We start from the raw sequence: 18,022 nt of genomic DNA, 5'->3' as shown, positions 1-18,022 counted from the left end.
TAATAAGATTAAAAGTACCAAAATACAAGGCTTGGGAATATGCAAACACAAGAAAGGGATATTGGAGAATATCAAATAGTCCAATATTGAGTAAAACCATAACTAATCAAAGATTGACCAATTATGGCTTTACAAGTTTATCTTCACAGTATGAAAAATTCAGATTGTCTTAGTGAACCGCCGTATACCGAACGGTACGTACGGTGGTGTGAGAGGCCGGTAGATAAATTAATTATCTACCTCCTACTCTATTGGTGCAGTATATGTTCAATCCCTTGATTAAATAGGGTCAAAACATGATCATCATCTAAAGAATATATGGCAGATTTCCCTTCTTTTCTATATTTGACCAATCTCAAATTTCTTAAGACCCGTAATTGATGGGAGATGGCCGATTGGCTCATATCTAAAATTTCAGCTATATCACAAACACATAAATCTTTTTTAGATAAAGCATATATTATCTTTAGTCTTGTAGGATCTCCTAAAGCTTTAAAAATCTGGGATAAATCTATAGTCATATCTTCTGGCAACATATCTTTTTTTACTTCTATAACAGCACCTTCATCTACTATATTAACTTCACATGTTCCATCGGATTTGTCTGTCATAACATTTCCTCCTAACTTACAAACTATTGAATAGTAAGAACCATATATTTTCCTGTGTAGGTCCTGAATATATTCAGGGCGACTCCAAAGCCATACAATATATAACAATAATAAAATTTAGTTGCTGGGGGGATTCGTAATCCTACAGTTTATTGAGAAATATAGTCTATGGTATAATAGGTCTTCTAGAAGAAGACCTAAGGCTTCAATATATCGAAGCCCTACATATGTTTATGGACCCACCAAATCCCTGCTCCCTGCACCTCACACCCTGCACAGAACAAAGAAGTGCCAAAGGCACCTTGTTCTCTCATTATATCACAATAAAGTATTGACAAAAAAAGGTTATTTTAAAACTAAAATAAAAAAATCAAAGAGTTTAAAAAGGATTTACATAGGGTATTATAGAAATAGACTATATGGATATAATAATATATAGATAATATCTATATTAAATTTAAGGAGGAATTAATAATGGCAAATGTAACTGTATATACAAGTAGTACTTGACCCCATTGCGTAACTGCAAAGCAATACCTTTCGGAGAAAGGTGTAGATTATGAAGAAAAAAATGTTCAAACCGACTCTAATGCAAGGAAAGAATTGATGAAAATGGGACATATGGGAGTACCAGTAATAATCGTTGATGGGGAAGAAATAGTAGGTTTTGATAAGGCTAGACTAGAAGAATTACTATAATGAATTAATAGGGATTATAAATCCACCTATATAGGGTTGTTGGGGGATTCGTAATCCCCCAACCTTTTTTACCGAAGGCTATAGATAAAATCTATAGCCTTCGGTTTTTTTATAGAGAAAACCATTAATAAAAGGGGTGAAAAACGAGTATAATTAAATTGTAGAAAAATTATATTTAAAATATTGTTTTATTATACCTATACCGGGTATAGTTATAATAATATAAAATCAATAAATGGGAGGAATTAATAATGGCAAATGTGACTGTATATACAAGTAGTACTTGTCCCCACTGTGTTTCTGCAAAACAATATCTTAATGAAAAGGGAATTGATTTTACAGAAAAAAATGTTCAAACTGACTCTGATGCTAGAAAAGAGCTCATGAAAATGGGACATATGGGAGTACCAGTAATAATAGTAGATGACGAAGAAATAGTAGGTTTTGATAAAGCAAAACTAGAAGAATTACTATAAAATAAAAAACTCCAGCCAACGGGCTGGAGTTTTTTATTTGTTTTTTCTATTCATCAAGACCTTCATTTAAAGCTTCTAGTAAAGGTTCTAATTCAAGACCATGAACCATAGCAGCTTGCTCTAAAGTTTCCATTTGAGAAGAAGGACAACCTACACAACCCATTCCAAATCTCATAAGAATTTCAGGGGCATCTGATCTTGTTCTTAATATTTCTCCTATAAGCATATCTTTAGTAATAGCCATTTTAATTCCTCCTTACAGTTATTATATATTATATAATAACATATTTTTTATTATTATAGGTGATTAAAATCACAAAATAATATATATATTTATTATTTACCCAAAAATCGATTTAAATAAATAGGTAATAGTTGTTAAAATAAATAAAAAAATAAATATAGTTACTAATGGACTTTTTAATATAGTTAATATTTTATCCCCTTTTTCTACAGTAAATATATGTTTTCCCAGTATGTTAGAATAATTTGTTTTAAATTTATCCTTTAAATTATTATTATCTCCAGCTGTTATGAAATTATTACCTTCTATATTTACTATTCTATGGGTTACAATTATTGAATTTCTATGAAATGATATAATATCTCCCTCAACAATATCTTCTTTAGATGTTTTTTTTATCAATATAGAATCTCCAGGTTTTAATGTTGGGTACATACTGTCACCGGCTATCATAAGAAATCGGAATCCATATATACCATCTAAATCTCTCTTTAATATGAAAACATTATATAAAAAAAGTGAAGATACAATAATTATAAAAAAAGTAACAAATATTAATATAAAAGATAATATGTATATAGAACCTTTATATTTTTTTATATTTTGTTTCATAATAAGCCTTCTTTCTTGAATTATGAGCTCAACTAGTTACAAACTAATTATTTCCAATTATATCGAAAATATTCCTGAATCATAAGTTATGTATTTTTCTATGTGAGGCCTCAATATATTGAAGCCTCACATAGAATATAGAATTACCAATTCCCTGCTCCCTGTACCTGGCACCCTGTACAGAACAAAGAAGTGGGTTTGGCTGTCTTTATTCTGTATAAATTAATTATTATCAAATGATAATAAAAATCAGTACTTAATGACAAAACATATCGTTGAAAAATAGAGGTTTACAGGACATGCAATAATATGGTAAAATAACAAATATAATATCAATTGATAATGAGGTGTTTATTGTGAATAGGATAAATGAAAATGAAAGGTACAAAATAGGAAATAAAATAGCATGGATAACAATAATAATAAATATCATATTGTCCTTTTTAAAAGTAATAGTGGGGATCATTGGAAATTCCACAGCTATTTTGGCGGATGGAATTCATACTATATCTGATGTAATAAGCTCCCTGGGTATAGTTATAGGTTTTTTTATATCAAAAAAACCGGCAGATAAAGAGCATCCCTATGGACACGAAAAGGCAGAAACTATTGCAGGCTTTGTTTTATCTATATTCTTAACCTTTGTTGGATTAAGAATAGGATATATGTCTATCAAAATGATTATAACAAATAACATAGAAACTCCTAAAAGTATTGCCATATGGGTTGCGGCTATGTCCATAGTTATAAAAGAGATACAATTTAGAATAGCTATTTATGGAGGCAAAAAAATAAATAGTGATGCACTAATAGCAGATGCATGGCATCATAGATCCGATGCCCTTTCATCAATTGGGGCCTTAATAGGGATAATAGGGGCTAGAATGGGTTATAAGATATTAGATCCCATTGCAGGTATAGTGGTATCATTTATAATCGTAAAAGTGGGAATAGAGCTTTTTATAAAGGGTTATAATGAACTTATGGATATGTGTATAGAAGATGAAAAGATTGATATGTTATATGAAGAAATAATGTCTCGAGACAATATAAGAAGCATAAGTCAAATAAAGGCAAGGAAACATGGATCTAAGGTGTTTTTTGAGGTGAAGGTATGTGTAGACAGTAATATGACAGTGGCAAAGGGTCATGATATAGCAGAAGAGGTAGAACGAATAATATATGGCACAATAAAAGACACAAAGGATGTAATAGTCCACATAAATCCATGTATAGATAGTAAATGCAAAAAATGTGATAATAAACTATAAAAAAACTGGGGGATTACGAATCCCCCAGTAACTAGGTTTGTATACCCAGTAACTATACTTCTATTCATAGTAACTTCCTCAACATCCTGTTCCCTGTACTTTGCACAGTGTTTAACATGAAGAAGCATTATCTGCATATATTCTAAAGCCTTTTCTTAACCAATCTTTAACAAAATCAACGGTGAACTTATTGTATTGACTAGTTACATCTTTATCTGCAATAAACTTAAAACCATCGACTTCTTCTATAACATCATTATCTTTTTGCTCATCCAGAGCTAAACCAAAGGTTGGTCCGCCTCAACCAAAGCCTGCTATATAAAGTCTTAGACCTTTATTGTTAGTATCTTTGCCTTCTAGAACTTTTCTTAGTTCTTTAGATCCATTTTCAGTTACATTGATATTCATAATATCCCTCCTATTTTCAATATACCCCCAGGGGGTATCTTTTAATCATATTGTAATATATATTTTATCTTAAGTCAACAATTTTTATTTATCATATATGTATGAGCTAAATATATTTATGGACTCATCAATTCCCTGTTCTTTTCACTTTGCACCCTGGACTAAACAAAGAAGCATCAAAGGTGCCCTTGTTTAATAAATAAGTAATAATAAATAAAATTTAATCATAATTTATAAAAAAACAAGGAGATTAATTATGATTAAATTTTTTACTAACCTGTTATATAACTTTTTAATAGCCTTTGGAGTTATAGTAGGGGGAAGTTTCTTTGCTGGTTTAGGAGCGCTTATTACCAATAATCCACCTGTTAAAACCATGATAAGTGTGGCATCTTCCATTAAAATATGGGCAGTAGCAGTAGCCCTTGGAGGTACTTTTTCATCCTTTGAAGTAATAGAAAAAGGAATATTAAAAGGAGAAATAAAAGGTGTAATAAAGCAATGTGGATATATACTTATGGCATTAGTAGGGGCTAATATAGGATATATGTTTATTAGATTAATAAAAAAGTGTGATAAAATATGGCTGGATTAGGAAGGGGTAAGTTTAAATATTTTATATGCTTAATAACAGGCATTATATCTGGAATACTGATAGGCATGATAAGTATAAATGCCCTTATAGGGTATAGAGTAGATCAGTACCATTACCAAATCAAATATTTAAACTCAATCATAGATGATAAAGATGTAAAACTTAAAAAGCTAGAAGAGACTATTAATAAAAATAAGTTTATTATAAAGGATATAAAGGTAATACTAATGTATGATGGGGATGACTTAGATAAGTTGACCCTGAAGGAGCATATAATAGAAAAATATGATAATCTATTGGGGAAAGAGGTAAAAGATGTAGACATAGAATTAATATCGGGTATTATTGACAATAGGATAATGAAAATAGATAATGCTCAATATAAACTTAAAGTTAACAGGATATTTTTAACTGAAGAATTAATATTGTGGATTGAAATCAGAGAGATGGAATAACATATATATTATATGAATAAATCCGAGAAAATAGGATATAAACTTACTAGTAGCGGAACGGAGGTCTTGTTATGGAAAATCAATGGAAAAAGGATATGAGGAAAAAGATATTAAACACAAGGAATAATATGAAAAACGCAGATGTTAATGAAAAAAGTAATAAAATTATTTCTACTATTAAGAAATTAAAGGAGTTTAAAGAGGGAAGTAACATAATGGTTTATTTAAGTTTTAATAATGAAGTTAATAGTTTTCCCCTTATAGAATATTGCAAGAAAAAGGGTAAGAAAGTCATCATTCCCTACTGTAAGAAAAAGGGGAAAGAAATTATTCCTACTGAATTAAAGAATATGGATTTGGAATTAAAGAAAAGTAGTTTTGGTTATCTGGAGCAAAAACCGGAATTTTTAAGACCAATAGATATGGAAAAGATCGATTTAATAATAATACCCGGTATTGGTTTTGATAAAAAGTGCTATAGGTTAGGATATGGTGCCGGCTATTATGACAGATTTTTAGCTAGACTTAATTTTAAAATTCCAACAATAGGAGTATGTTATGATTATCAAATATTAGATGCAATAATGACCGAGGACTTTGATATCCCTATGGATTATATAGTTACTGAAAAGAGAATAATAGTAAGATAAGAAGAAAGTGGCGAGAAACGTGCCACTTTCTTAATTACAAATTGTAAATTATAAATTGTAAATTAAAGGATTGGGAGACTAAGGTCTCCCGTATGACTTAGTAACTAAAACAAATCTATGTTTTCTAATATATTAATAATAAGTAGAGGAGAATTCATTCTCCGAATGGTTTTGGTTTTAATTTGTAATTTACAATTTATAATTTATAATTGAAAATAAGGGGTTTCAGCCCCTTATTTTTTAAATATAGTATGATGAAACTTTCTATTGCCATTATCTTCTTCTATTGTAACTTGGTATTTAAATTCTGGGTTTGCTGAATTTATGAAACTTTCAGTCCAAATTCTTCTTAAATCATACATTTTGTTAGGCTCTACCCCTGCTTTGTTCCAGTAGTTTATATGAAGACATGTATCGTGTTTGTACTCAACCTTATTGGCTGTAGAATCGGTAACATTATTAATGTTATCACAGGGCATGCCATCTAAAATATAGTTATTAAGGATTTTATATAATTCTTCAGCATTAGATGGAGCATATTGTTCCTTTGCGTTTAAGCCACACTTAATACCATTTTCTTTATATACTGAATTGGCTAGGAGTACTCCATCGTCCTTATAAGTATTAAATAAGTCTCTTAATATTCCTGCGTGTCTTGTTTCTGAGATAACTATTTTACTTTGCAACCAACCGTGTATGTTCCCTGTATCTATGATTTCTTCTAAAGGCTTATTAGGTAACCTTTCCCCGTACTCATTAATGTTGTTTTCAACTATTTTTTCTATTCCATCATATTGCTCTTTAAAAGCATCTACAACTTCCTTTTCTAAATCTTCATAAAGCTTAATTTTATTAAATAACCAATGATGTATTGGACCTAAAAATCTACTCATTAAAAACTCCTCCTTATATTTTTAAAATGTTAACAACTTTCAATTATCATAAAGTAGTAATCCCCTGCGTTATGGGGATATTGGTAATCCCCTACGTTATGGGGATATTGGTAATCCCCCCTACGTTATTGGGGGATTCGTAATCCCCCAATATTGACATCAAATATAGTTTATTTAAAAACTCATTATTTAATTAATATTATATATGGTAAAATAAATATAAGTTATTAAAATAATCACTAAAAAATGTGATAATTATCACTTATGCTTATAATATTTACAAAAAAGAATAAAAATATATAAATTCTCACATAGAAATAAATAGTTAGGGGTGATCTTGTGTTAGATCAATGTAAAAAATGTACAGGAAGATATTGTGCCACTAAAGTGTCTATTTTTTCTGCCCTTGAAAAGGAACAGTTAAGTGAAGTTACAAACCTTATTGTTAGAAGAACCTATAAAAAGGGCCAGATAATATGTTTTGAAGGGGACATATCCGATAAACTTTATGTTATAAATAAGGGGAAAATAAAAATATTTAAATATACAAAAGAAGGCAAGGAACAAATATTATATATATTATCTGAAGGGGATTTTATTGGAGATTTAAGTTTATTGAAGGAAGAAGAATTAAAGTTTAATGCAGAAGCATTGGAAGATGTGAATATGTGTATACTAACTAAAAGGGATTTTGATAATATATTAAAAAGTAATCCTGAAATAGCTCTAAAGATTTTAGAAGTTGTCCATGATAGAATAGTAAAACTTGAAAATCTAATACAAAGTTTAAGTACAAAGGATATAGAGGCAAGGATAGCTAGTTTACTTATTAGTTTTATAAAGGACTTTGGAGTAAATAAAAAGGACAGGTTAGAACTAAATATTCCTTTAAGTAGGGAGGATATGGCCAACTATATTGGGGTAACCAGGGAAACCATAAGTAGAAAACTAAGCAATCTACAAAGTGAAGGAATAATAGAATTGGTAGGAAATAAAAGGATTATTATAAAAGATATAGAAGGTCTTGAATATTTGGCTGAATAAATGGCATTTGCCAAATAAACCTATTAAATTTGATTTGAATCATTGAAAGCTTAGGTGTAATGTATATAATGTGAGTAAAAAGGAGGCGTGAATAATGGACTTAAAGGATAAAGTATACAAAGCCCTTGAAAATGTTAATGATCCGGAACTACACAAAAGTTTAATAGAGTTAGATATGATTGGTGATGTAGTGATAGAAGGTAATAAAACTATTGTAAATGTAACCCTTACCACAATGGGTTGTCCCCTTAAATCAACAATAAAGGGGGATATAGAAAAGGAAGTTTTAGCCATTGGCGGATTAGACGATGTGGAAGTAGTTTTTGGAGAAATGACTAAAGAGCAGAAAGAAAAACTTATAGAAAAGCTACATGGTAAAAAGGATAATAAAGAACCATTTAAAGACACTAGGGTAATAGCAATAGGTAGTGGTAAAGGTGGAGTTGGTAAATCAACTGTAACAGCTAATCTAGCTGTTATGTTAAGTGAGATGGGATATAAAGTAGGACTTATAGATGCTGATATACTAGGCTATAGTATACCTCAAATAATGGGAATGTCCAATATGAAGCCAATGAATATAGAAGGAGGGCTATTACTTCCTATAGAAAAGAAGGGAGTAAAAGTAATATCCATGGGTAACTTGGTGGAAAAGGATCAAGCCCTAATATGGAGGGGTCCAGTCCTTGGTGGAATATTAGAACAGTTCTTTAATGATGTCCATTGGGGAGAACTTGACTATATGCTTATAGACTTACCCCCGGGTACAGGGGATGTCCCATTAAGTCTTATGCAAAAACTCCCTAAAGCAGAAATCCTAATAGTAACAACCCCTCAAATAACTGCAGCAAATGTGGCAAAAAGGTTGGGACTTATGGCAGCTAAGACAAATAGTAAAATAATAGGTCTTATAGAAAATATGTCATATTTCATATGTGATAATTGTGATGAAAAACACTATATATTTGGAAAAGAAGAGGGGAAAAAACTAGCAGAGGAACTTGACACAAAACTATTTGGACAAATTCCCCTAGTAACAGCGGTAAGGGAAGATAGCGACAAGGGAATACTATCGGTTGATGACCCTGATGCCCATGTTAAGGAAAATTATAAAGCTATTGCAGAACAGTTAATAGTTAACAGTTAATAGTGGAGGAGCAAATCGGCGAAGCCGATTTGAAAATATAAGGACCAGTTTTTCTGGTCCTTATATTTTTTTTGTGTTTTGAAGAAACTAAGGGGTAGAAGATAGTTAATAGATAATAGTTAACAGTTAATAGTCAAAAGCATAGTAGATCTAAATTTGTTGAGATGTTCTCTTACATATAAAAATTAAAGAATGTAGGGGCTGGGCATGCCCAGCCCAGGGGCCGAACAAAACATAGCAAAGGCCAAAATCTAATAAGTAACCAAAAAAATTAAAAAAACCAACGACTATTAACTATTATCTATTAACTGTTAACTATTTCAAAATGTATTTGCAAAATAAAAAATCATATGTTACAATAAAGAAAACACACCCCGTAAGGGGAGGGTTAATTTTAAAGAATAAATAATAGATAATAAAGAATAAATAAGGAAATCTTCGACTGAAGTCGAAGTTACAAATTTTATTATGGAGGAGAACATTTAGTTGTTGGGGGATTCGTAATCCCCCAACCCTAGAAATTATACTAAAAATAAAGTGGCCTAGGGCCACTTTACACCCCATCTATTCTCTATTCTTTATTCTCTATTCTCTGATTTTAAAAAGAAGGGTTGGTGTAGAAAAATGATAAATAAAGTATCAATAAAAGTCACTGGGATGACCTGAGCATCTTGTGCAAACAAGGTGGAGAGTTCTCTATCAAAACTAGATGGTGTTAAATCAGCAAATGTAAATCTTATTGCTGAGAAGGCTACAGTGGAATATGATACAGATAAAATAGAGGTAAAGGATCTTATAAAATCAGTGGAAAAGTCTGGATATAAGGCTTCAAATAGCAAAGTAACATTAAATGTCGAAGGTATGACTTGTTCCGCTTGTTCTGCTAGGGTAGAAAAATCCCTTAACAAGTTAGAAGGGGTCCAAAATGCCAATGTAAACTTTGCAATTAATAAAGCTACAGTTGAGTACACCGATGGGGAAGTAACTGTAAGTGATTTAATAAAAGCAGTAGAAAAGGCAGGATATAAAGCCCATGAAGAAAGGGAAGACAATAGTGATAAGGAAAGGGAAGCTAGAAAAAAAGAAATAAAGGAACTTAAAATACTATTTACAATTTCAACTATATTAAGTTTACCTTTGCTATCGGCTATGTTTTTCCATATGGCAGGTATCCATACTATTTTGTCCAATGGATATTTCCAGATGGCATTAGCAACTCCAGTTCAGTTTATCATAGGATATAGGTTCTATAAAGGCGCATACCATTCATTAAAGGGTGGAGGAGCAAATATGGATGTTCTTATAGCCATGGGAACATCGGCAGCATATTTTTATAGTGTATATACTACTATAGCAGGGATAAATCAACTCTACTTTGAATCATCAGCAGTTATTATAACCCTTATACTTTTAGGTAAAATGCTTGAGGCTATAGCTAAAGGAAAAACATCTGAAGCTATAAAAACCCTTATGGGGTTACAAGCGAAAACTGCTAGGGTTATCAGAGATGGAGAAGAAATTGATATCCCAATAGAAGAAGTAGAAAAAGGAGATGTTATAGTAGTTCGTCCTGGAGAAAAAATACCTGTAGATGGTGAAGTTGTAGATGGAAGGTCATCTATTGATGAATCAATGTTAACTGGAGAAAGTATTCCTGTAGATAAAAAGGTTGGAGACGAGGTAATAGGAGCTACAATAAATAAACATGGAACATTTAAATTTAAGGCAACTAAAGTGGGAAAAGAAACCGCATTGGCCCAAATAATTAAGCTAGTTGAAGATGCCCAAGGTTCCAAAGCTCCAGTTCAAAGACTAGCAGATAAAATATCTGGTATATTTGTACCAATAGTAGTTGGTATAGCATTAATAACTTTTATAGGCTGGTATATATCGGGAGGAGAATTTACTAAAGCATTGGTAAATGCAATAGCGGTACTAGTTATTGCTTGTCCATGTGCATTAGGGCTAGCAACTCCAACGGCTATAATGGTTGGGACCGGTAAAGGAGCAGAGAATGGTATACTAATAAAGGGTGGAGAGCATCTTGAGAAAACCCACAAACTAGATACAATAGTATTTGATAAAACAGGAACCATAACTAAAGGAGAACCAGAAGTTACAGATATAGTATCCTTTGACTTTAGTGACGAAGATATATTAAGATATGCAGCAATAGCAGAAAAAAGCTCAGAGCACCCCCTTGGAGAGGCTATAGTTAATGGTGCTAAGGAAAAGGGATTAAAACTAAATGATCCTGAAGAGTTTGAAGCAATCCCAGGTCATGGTATATATTCAAAGGTAGATGGAAAAAATATATATTTAGGAAATAGAAAATTATTAAAGGAAAAGAACATAGAGATATCAAATATAGAAGATAAGCTTATAAAACTTGAGGAGCAGGGTAAAACTGCAATGCTTATGGGAATAGATAGTAAAGTAGCCGGTATAATAGCTGTAGCAGACACAGTTAAAGAAAGCTCTAAGGCTGCCATTGAAGAATTAAAAGATATGGGATTAGATATATATATGATAACTGGAGATAATGAAAGAACAGCCAATGCTATAGCTAAAGAAGTAGGTATTATAAATGTCATAGCAGAGGTGCTACCAGAGCATAAGGCAGATAATGTTGAAAGGATAAAGTCTGAAGGGAAACATGTGGGTATGGTTGGTGACGGTATAAACGATGCCCCAGCATTAGTAGCGGCAGATATTGGGTTTGCAATAGGAACAGGGACAGACGTTGCAATGGAAGCAGCAGATATAACCCTTATGAAGGGTGATCTAAAAAGTATAGTAATGGCTCTAAAATTAAGTAAGAAAACAATGAGAACAATAAAACAAAATCTATTTTGGGCCTTTGGCTACAACACGGCAGGTATCCCCCTTGCAGCCCTAGGTTTCTTAAACCCAATGATAGCAGGAGCAGCAATGGCCTTTAGTTCAGTATCGGTTGTATCTAATTCCTTAAGACTAAAAAGATTTAAAGTGAAAAAATAGGAGGTATGGGTTGTGGGATTACGAATCCCCCAACAACTAAAAAGAAGTATGTTGGGGGGAGTGAACCTCTCAGCAACTAAATGACTAATAAAGGAGTAGCTTCGAGTTCATTCGAAGGTTACCTTTAAAAAAATAAGGAGGTATTTAAAATGAAAAAAATATTATTTATAGAAGGTATGAGTTGTCAACATTGTGTAATGGCTGTTAAAGGTGAACTTCAGGAGATAGATGGTGTAAGCACAGTTGATGTTGACTTAGAAAGCAAAACTGCAACACTACAAGTAGATGGAGTATCCGATGATATACTAAAAAAAGCTGTAGAAGAAGCGGGTTATAAAGTGATAGATATAAAATAATCCTTAAGGTTGGGGGAAAGCATATGAATGAAGAAAAGAAAAAAGCACTAAACTTATTAAAAACCTCTAGGGGTCAAATAGAAGGAATTATAAAGATGCTTGAAAATGATAGATATTGTGTAGATATCTCAAAGCAGATACTTGCTGTGGTGGGGCTTCTTAAAAAGGCCAATCTAAATATACTAGATCAGCATATGAAAAGTTGTGTAAAGGATGCCATGCTAGATGGTAATGGTGAAGAAAAGATAAATGAGATAATAAACGTGTTGGATAAATATGTTAAGTAAATTGTATTTTAAATAGGGATTTAATGGCATGTAGGGCTTCAATATATTGAAGCCCTACATATTTTATTTCAAAACTTCAGTTGTTGGGGGATTCTACCTTAACTTTTGCGGCATTTTACCTTAGCTGTTGGGAGATTCGACCTTAGTTGTTGGGGGATTCGTAATCCTCCAACTTGTTTTACCCTATACTTTGTTTTATAATTTTATAAAACTTATCCTTTATTAATAAACATATCTAAGGGTATAATATTATATATGGGGAAAAACAACTCTGCACCCTGCACTTTGTACCCTGTGCAACCTAGTATAAATTAATATATGACTGTACCTATTAAATATAAACTATATAAGCCAAAGGCAAGGAGGTGCCAATCATGATGAATATATATAGAACAATAGATGGAGTTTTAACCGATATAGATGACTTTGAAAAAGGTTCTTGGATTAGTCTTATAAATCCAACTGAAGATGAACTTAAAAATATAAATGAAGAACTTGGAGTAGATATGGATTTTCTTAAGGCTCCATTAGATGATGAGGAGACTTCAAGACTTGAAGTTGAAAATGGACAGATACTGACATTGGTGGATATTCCAATAATGGAAGAGGAAGAAGGGTCATATGTATACTATACCTTGCCCCTTGGTATAATACTATTTGATAAATACATAATAACAATATGTCTTAAGGAAAATGGAATAATAGACCAATTTGAAGAAAGAAGGGTTAAATCTTTTTTTACATATAAAAGAACTAGGTTTGTACTTCAGATATTGTTTAAAATGGCGGCTAGATATTTATTATATCTAAAACAAATAGATAAGCTAAGTAATAAAATACAGGATCACCTTAGAAAGTCTACGAGAAATAAAGAACTTATACAACTTTTGGATTTAGAGAAAAGTTTGGTGTATTTTTCCACTTCCCTTAAGGCAAATGAAATAGTCATGGAAAAACTACTTAAAACCAATAGTATAAAGTTATATCCCGAAGATGAAGATTTATTGGAAGATGTAATAATAGAAAATAAACAGGCTATAGAAATGACAAATATATATAGTAATATATTAAGTGGAATGGTGGATGCCTTTGCATCGGTAATATCAAATAATCTAAATATAGTTATGAAGATACTTACATCCATAACCATAGTAATGTCCATCCCAACTATGTTAGCTAGCTTTTATGGAATGAACGTAGGTTTACCTTTTCAAAATTCTCCCTATGCCTTTTTAATAATATTACTATCATCCCTATCCCTATCAATAATAGCAATAATAGTATTGTTTAAAAAAGACATGTTTTAATCAATTGACAATTGACAGTTGATAATTGACAATAAAAGAAAAGGGATTAGCTCTAGCTAATCCCTTTTCTTTTATGTTTTTAACTGTCAATTGTCAATTGTCAACTATCAATTATATCTTATATTCCTCCAAGTCTTTTCTGAACTCTTCAGAAACCTTTTTGAACTCTTTTATACTATCGGACATTTTTTCTATTTCTGTAGCATATGACGTTACATTTGCACTTACTTCTTCAGAAGAGGCTGAGTTTTCCTCGGCAATGGCTGCAAGGGATTCTATATTTTGTGATACATTATTTATGGCCTTTGTTTCCTCAGTAAGACTGTTAATCATGTTAATAAGGGAAGAAGAAACATTTTCTATAGACTGTACTGTATTATAATTATTATCAGCTACACTGGATAATTTTTTGTTTTCATCTTCTAAAACATTATATTGTCCTTCTATTTGATTTACAACTAGGTCTATTTCCTGTATAAAAGATAATAAGTTATCGTTTATATTTTTAACAGCATCCTTAGACTCCTCAGCTAAATTCCGTATCTCTTCAGCTACAACGGCAAAGCCTTTTCCAGATTCACCGGCTCTACTGGCTTCTATGGCGGCATTTAAGGCAAGTAGGTTTGTTTGGTCTGAAATGGCCTCAACGGTATCTACTATCTTACTAACATTGGTGGCTTTCTTTTGAAGGGCTATACCGTTTTCTTTTACTAAAGAAAACTCCTTTAAAATATTAACTAAATTATTAGATGTATCCTTAAGTTCCTCATAGCCTGCATTAATCTTTTTGACTGCATCTTCTAGTTCATCTTTACTTGTATTTTCTTCTCTAACTATTTCATTTAATGTATTTATATTATTGTTTAATATATATGCAGCAGATTCTGTTTCATCTGCTTGACCCATGGCGCCCTGGGCCACTTGTTCAACTACACCGGATATTTCCCTTGATGTGTCGTTCATATTAGATGATATTTCGTTAAATTTATCCCCAAAGACATTTAGCTCATCGGTTAGTCCTTTAAAAGAGACAAAGTCGGTTTTAATGACATCCTTATACTCTGATATAAGTTTGCTAATATCTTCAAGGGAATCATTTGTTGATATTTCAGTCTCAACTGAATAATTTCGTTCCTTTAAGTATTTAATATCCTCAACTATATATTTAACAGGCATAAATAGTAGTTTTGACATTAAATAAGGAACTATAAAAGATAATAAAATAGTAATTACTGTGGTGGTATTTAAGGAACCAGAAACTTTAGATAATATAATATTTGGGAGACCTATTAAAAGTAAAGAGCCAATGGCAATCTTTGTCTCTAATTTTCTAATAAAACCAAAGGATAATAATTTGTTAATCTTATAAGACTTATAATAATAAATTTGTTCTTCAAATGTTATTATTATCTTTGTATAATCATCGGTTTTTTCTGCAGTCTCTACTTCTATATTTTCTCCATAATAATTAGCGGCACCCTTTAACATACCATGGAAATATCCAAACATGGCTCTTTTGGATTTGTATGTCATTTCAGCCTTTCTCTTACCAATAGGAGATATCCCCAATATAGGTGGTTTCGCTCCCGGTATTTTCTGAGTAATAACAACATGAACATCATACATGGACTTTAAAAATGAATATAGGTTTTTATGATTAAAAAAAGCTGGATAGTCTTCTCGGAAGGTTAAAATATTATCACGACCTATTTCTTCCCAAATTGTATATGTATCTTTATTAAGCCTATCCGATATATATTTAACCATATTCATAGCATGGTTATCTTGTATGTCTTCTGTTGGTTTAAAAATTCTATTTGGATTCATGTTGGATGCTTCCATAGCTTCATTAGTTAATTCGTTACCATAAAGCTTACGACAAGTTTTTACCCAAGCGGATACTATAGTTCCTTTCATAATTTATGGGGTCAGCCCCTTCCCTCCTCATATAAGAAATTAAGTCCATTATATCAAAATTCACTATTATCTGACAATGTTTATTGTCAATAAATAATAATATTATGTGACTCACGGAAGAATAGCAGGATTCATATTATATATCATAGGGAAAATGTAGTTGTCAAAAAGGGGGTAAAAGAAGGTGGATGATGAACAAATTAAAATAAAAGTCTATAATCATAAAACTAATAAGATAGAAATAAAGCCTATAGAAGAAATTGTTAAGATGATTGTTTTTATGCAAATTAATATAGGTTTTAATATAGAGGCCATTAAGTGTCAAGCTATAATAGCTAGAACTGATTTAATTAGGAAATTAAGTTTGTTGGAAAAAGATAATAATAAATCATGGCATATATCAGATAATTACTATGATATTTATAAGATAAATGAAAAGTATTTAAAAGATAAATGGAGAGGTAACTATAAAGTTCATTTAGATAAATTAAATACCTGTATCAATGATACAAGGGGTCTAATAATAACTATAAATAATAACCCAATAGATCCTAGGTTTCATAATACATGTGGTGGTGCCACAGAAAACTCTGAAAGTGTAATTGAAAATAGAGTCATATATCTTAGAAAAGTGTTATGCGATTATTGTGGTAATTCACCCCATTGGGATGGGAGTAAGGAGTTTACTTTAAGAGAAATAGAGGATAGACTAAATGTAAAGTTTCCAAAGATAAGTCCCAACTTAAAAACCGAAATAAAGGGGTTTATAGAAGATATTATTAAAGATGATAGTGAAAGAATAACCGAGGTTAAAGTAGGGGGAAAAAAATTTAAAGGTGATGAAATTGTAAGATTACTGGGTTTGGACTCAAGAAGGTTTAGTATTTCTCCTGTGGTAATAAGATTTAATACTCGGGGAAAAGGAACTGGTTTAGGATTATGTCAATATGGTAGTAATCAAATGGCCAAAGAAGGTTATAAATTTGAAGATATATTAAAATATTATTATACAGGAGTTACAATAAAAAAATATGATAAACCATGTATGAAAAAGCCTCTAAAGGGAAAAATATTAGTAATAGATCCTGCCCATGGTGGTTTTAACTGTAATGATGCCATAGGTGAAAATGGACTACGGGAAAAGGATGTAGTATTTGATATAAGTAAGATTATGGCTAATGAATTGATGTCTTTAGGCGCCGATGTTTATCTAACAAGGAAAGATGATATATATTTATCATTAAATGATAGAAAGTTAATAGCCGATGAAAAAAATCCAGATTTTTTTATTAATATATCAATGAATTCATTTCATAGTAGTTCTATAAAAGGTTGTGAGATATATCATTATAGGGGAGATAAAGATGCAGAAGCCCTATCTTTATCTATTATGAATAAAATGGAGGAGGAAATAAATACAATAAATAAGGGCATTAAAAGTGCAGATTTTTTTCTGTTACGGGAATTGGGATGTAGTTCCATTCAAATTTATCCTGACTATATAACCAATCCTACCATTGAAAAAAAACTAAAAAACCCCAAATATATTAATAAAATAGCAAAGGCTATAGTGTCAGGTATTGTTAGTTATCATATGTATTAGAAGAACATACTCGGTTTTTCTAATATTTTGTTTTAATTTCATATTTGACAAAGGGGATATTAAAGTAGTATAATGTTATGTTGAGACTTGACATAGAACTATGGTTATGGTATAATTTATTATGTTATCTTGGGAAAGAAGGTGATGGTTTGTTGCAAAAAAATTCTTTGTTTAAAATAAAAGAAGATGTAGAGAACTGTATTGGGAAAAAGGTAAGATTAAAGGCTAACAAAGGAAGAAAAAAAACCACGGTAAGAGAAGGCATATTAGAAGATGCATATCCTAGTATATTCGTAGTAAAGATTGATGGAGGATATAATTCTGTAAGAAGGGTATCCTATAGCTATTCAGATATATTAACGGAAACGGTTGAAGTAACCATTTGTGGAGAAGACAGAAAAATTAACATAAGCTAAAAAATGCCACCAGAAGAGGTGGTATTTTTTT

At 31.3% G+C, this 18,022-nt stretch carries 19 protein-coding genes and 1 pseudogene; 15 read left to right on the top strand and 5 right to left on the bottom strand.

What is annotated here, in order from left to right; all coding sequences use genetic code 11:
• Positions 1-248: 248 nt before the first annotated feature.
• Entirely contained in the window at positions 249-611 is a 363-nt protein-coding gene (locus tag V6137_RS02365; RefSeq protein WP_425446276.1) for an ArsR/SmtB family transcription factor, read from the bottom strand.
• Positions 612-1,085: 474 nt separating this feature from the next.
• Between V6137_RS02365 and V6137_RS02360 the strand changes: the two genes are divergently transcribed.
• Positions 1,086-1,310 carry a glutaredoxin family protein gene (locus V6137_RS02360; RefSeq protein WP_425446275.1) on the top strand — a complete coding sequence of 75 codons (225 nt, stop codon included), beginning with the start codon at positions 1,086-1,088 and terminating at the stop codon, positions 1,308-1,310.
• 251 nt (positions 1,311-1,561) lie between these two features.
• Positions 1,562-1,786 carry a glutaredoxin family protein gene (locus V6137_RS02355; protein ID WP_425446274.1) on the top strand — a complete coding sequence of 75 codons (225 nt, stop codon included), beginning with the start codon at positions 1,562-1,564 and terminating at the stop codon, positions 1,784-1,786.
• A 46-nt stretch (positions 1,787-1,832) separates the two neighbouring features.
• On the opposite strand, the gene V6137_RS02350 is transcribed toward V6137_RS02355, so the two are convergent.
• On the bottom strand, positions 1,833-2,030 hold the full coding sequence (locus V6137_RS02350; RefSeq protein ID WP_425446273.1) for a DUF1858 domain-containing protein: 198 nt from the start codon (positions 2,028-2,030) through the stop codon (positions 1,833-1,835).
• A 96-nt stretch (positions 2,031-2,126) separates the two neighbouring features.
• On the bottom strand, positions 2,127-2,642 hold the full coding sequence (locus V6137_RS02345) for a signal peptidase I (RefSeq protein WP_425446272.1): 516 nt from the start codon (positions 2,640-2,642) through the stop codon (positions 2,127-2,129).
• A 356-nt stretch (positions 2,643-2,998) separates the two neighbouring features.
• On the opposite strand from V6137_RS02345, the gene V6137_RS02340 reads away from it, so the two are divergent.
• From V6137_RS02340 to V6137_RS02325, 4 genes are all read left to right on the top strand, one after another.
• Complete coding sequence (locus V6137_RS02340; protein WP_425446271.1) at positions 2,999-3,913, top strand: cation diffusion facilitator family transporter; 915 nt, start codon at positions 2,999-3,001, stop codon at positions 3,911-3,913.
• Positions 3,914-4,577: 664 nt separating this feature from the next.
• Complete coding sequence (locus V6137_RS02335) at positions 4,578-4,916, top strand: YtrH family sporulation protein (RefSeq protein ID WP_425446270.1); 339 nt, start codon at positions 4,578-4,580, stop codon at positions 4,914-4,916.
• Positions 4,904-5,371 (top strand): sporulation membrane protein YtrI, encoded by a 468-nt coding sequence (locus V6137_RS02330; protein WP_425446269.1) that lies wholly within the window; start codon positions 4,904-4,906, stop codon positions 5,369-5,371. The genes V6137_RS02335 and V6137_RS02330 overlap by 13 nt, the downstream gene beginning before the upstream one ends.
• Positions 5,372-5,442: 71 nt before the next feature.
• Positions 5,443-6,021 (top strand): 5-formyltetrahydrofolate cyclo-ligase, encoded by a 579-nt coding sequence (locus V6137_RS02325; RefSeq protein WP_425446268.1) that lies wholly within the window; start codon positions 5,443-5,445, stop codon positions 6,019-6,021.
• Positions 6,022-6,254: 233 nt separating this feature from the next.
• Here V6137_RS02325 and V6137_RS02320 read toward each other — a convergent pair whose 3' ends face one another.
• Entirely contained in the window at positions 6,255-6,914 is a 660-nt protein-coding gene (locus tag V6137_RS02320) for a hypothetical protein (protein ID WP_425446267.1), read from the bottom strand.
• A gap of 339 nt (positions 6,915-7,253) precedes the next feature.
• Between V6137_RS02320 and V6137_RS02315 the strand changes: the two genes are divergently transcribed.
• The 7 genes and pseudogenes from V6137_RS02315 to V6137_RS02285 all read left to right on the top strand — a co-directional run bounded on the left by V6137_RS02315 (position 7,254) and on the right by V6137_RS02285 (position 14,055).
• A complete protein-coding gene (locus tag V6137_RS02315) occupies positions 7,254-7,958 on the top strand; it encodes a Crp/Fnr family transcriptional regulator (RefSeq protein WP_425446266.1) in 705 nt (234 codons plus the stop codon).
• 94 nt (positions 7,959-8,052) lie between these two features.
• Positions 8,053-9,105: an Mrp/NBP35 family ATP-binding protein gene (locus V6137_RS02310; RefSeq protein ID WP_425446265.1), complete on the top strand. Its 1,053-nt coding sequence runs from the start codon at positions 8,053-8,055 to the stop codon at positions 9,103-9,105.
• Positions 9,106-9,783: 678 nt separating this feature from the next.
• Positions 9,784-10,125, top strand: a pseudogene (locus V6137_RS02305) (copper ion binding protein); the annotation flags it as partial.
• Between the two features lie 129 nt (positions 10,126-10,254).
• Complete coding sequence (locus V6137_RS02300; protein ID WP_425446277.1) at positions 10,255-12,105, top strand: copper-translocating P-type ATPase; 1,851 nt, start codon at positions 10,255-10,257, stop codon at positions 12,103-12,105.
• Between the two features lie 149 nt (positions 12,106-12,254).
• On the top strand, positions 12,255-12,461 hold the full coding sequence (locus V6137_RS02295; RefSeq protein ID WP_425446264.1) for a heavy-metal-associated domain-containing protein: 207 nt from the start codon (positions 12,255-12,257) through the stop codon (positions 12,459-12,461).
• A gap of 23 nt (positions 12,462-12,484) precedes the next feature.
• A complete protein-coding gene (locus V6137_RS02290; protein WP_425446263.1) occupies positions 12,485-12,748 on the top strand; it encodes a metal-sensing transcriptional repressor in 264 nt (87 codons plus the stop codon).
• Positions 12,749-13,122: 374 nt separating this feature from the next.
• A complete protein-coding gene (locus tag V6137_RS02285; RefSeq protein ID WP_425446262.1) occupies positions 13,123-14,055 on the top strand; it encodes a magnesium transporter CorA family protein in 933 nt (310 codons plus the stop codon).
• A gap of 111 nt (positions 14,056-14,166) precedes the next feature.
• On the opposite strand, the gene V6137_RS02280 is transcribed toward V6137_RS02285, so the two are convergent.
• Positions 14,167-15,972 (bottom strand): heme NO-binding domain-containing protein, encoded by a 1,806-nt coding sequence (locus tag V6137_RS02280; RefSeq protein ID WP_425446261.1) that lies wholly within the window; start codon positions 15,970-15,972, stop codon positions 14,167-14,169.
• Positions 15,973-16,156: 184 nt separating this feature from the next.
• Between V6137_RS02280 and V6137_RS02275 the strand changes: the two genes are divergently transcribed.
• Both V6137_RS02275 and V6137_RS02270 read left to right on the top strand, forming a co-directional pair.
• A complete protein-coding gene (locus tag V6137_RS02275; protein WP_425446260.1) occupies positions 16,157-17,575 on the top strand; it encodes an N-acetylmuramoyl-L-alanine amidase in 1,419 nt (472 codons plus the stop codon).
• 77 nt (positions 17,576-17,652) lie between these two features.
• Positions 17,653-17,991, top strand: coding sequence for a Veg family protein (locus tag V6137_RS02270; RefSeq protein ID WP_425446259.1), 339 nt, complete (start codon positions 17,653-17,655; stop codon positions 17,989-17,991).
• Positions 17,992-18,022: the final 31 nt, after the last annotated feature.

This window comes from Dethiothermospora halolimnae, from assembly GCF_037577855.1.
In the GTDB taxonomy this organism is placed as follows: Bacteria; Bacillota; Clostridia; order Tissierellales; family VENL01; genus Dethiothermospora; species Dethiothermospora halolimnae.
Note: the sequence above shows the minus strand (reverse complement) of the source record. Positions and strands in the feature narration are given on the sequence as shown.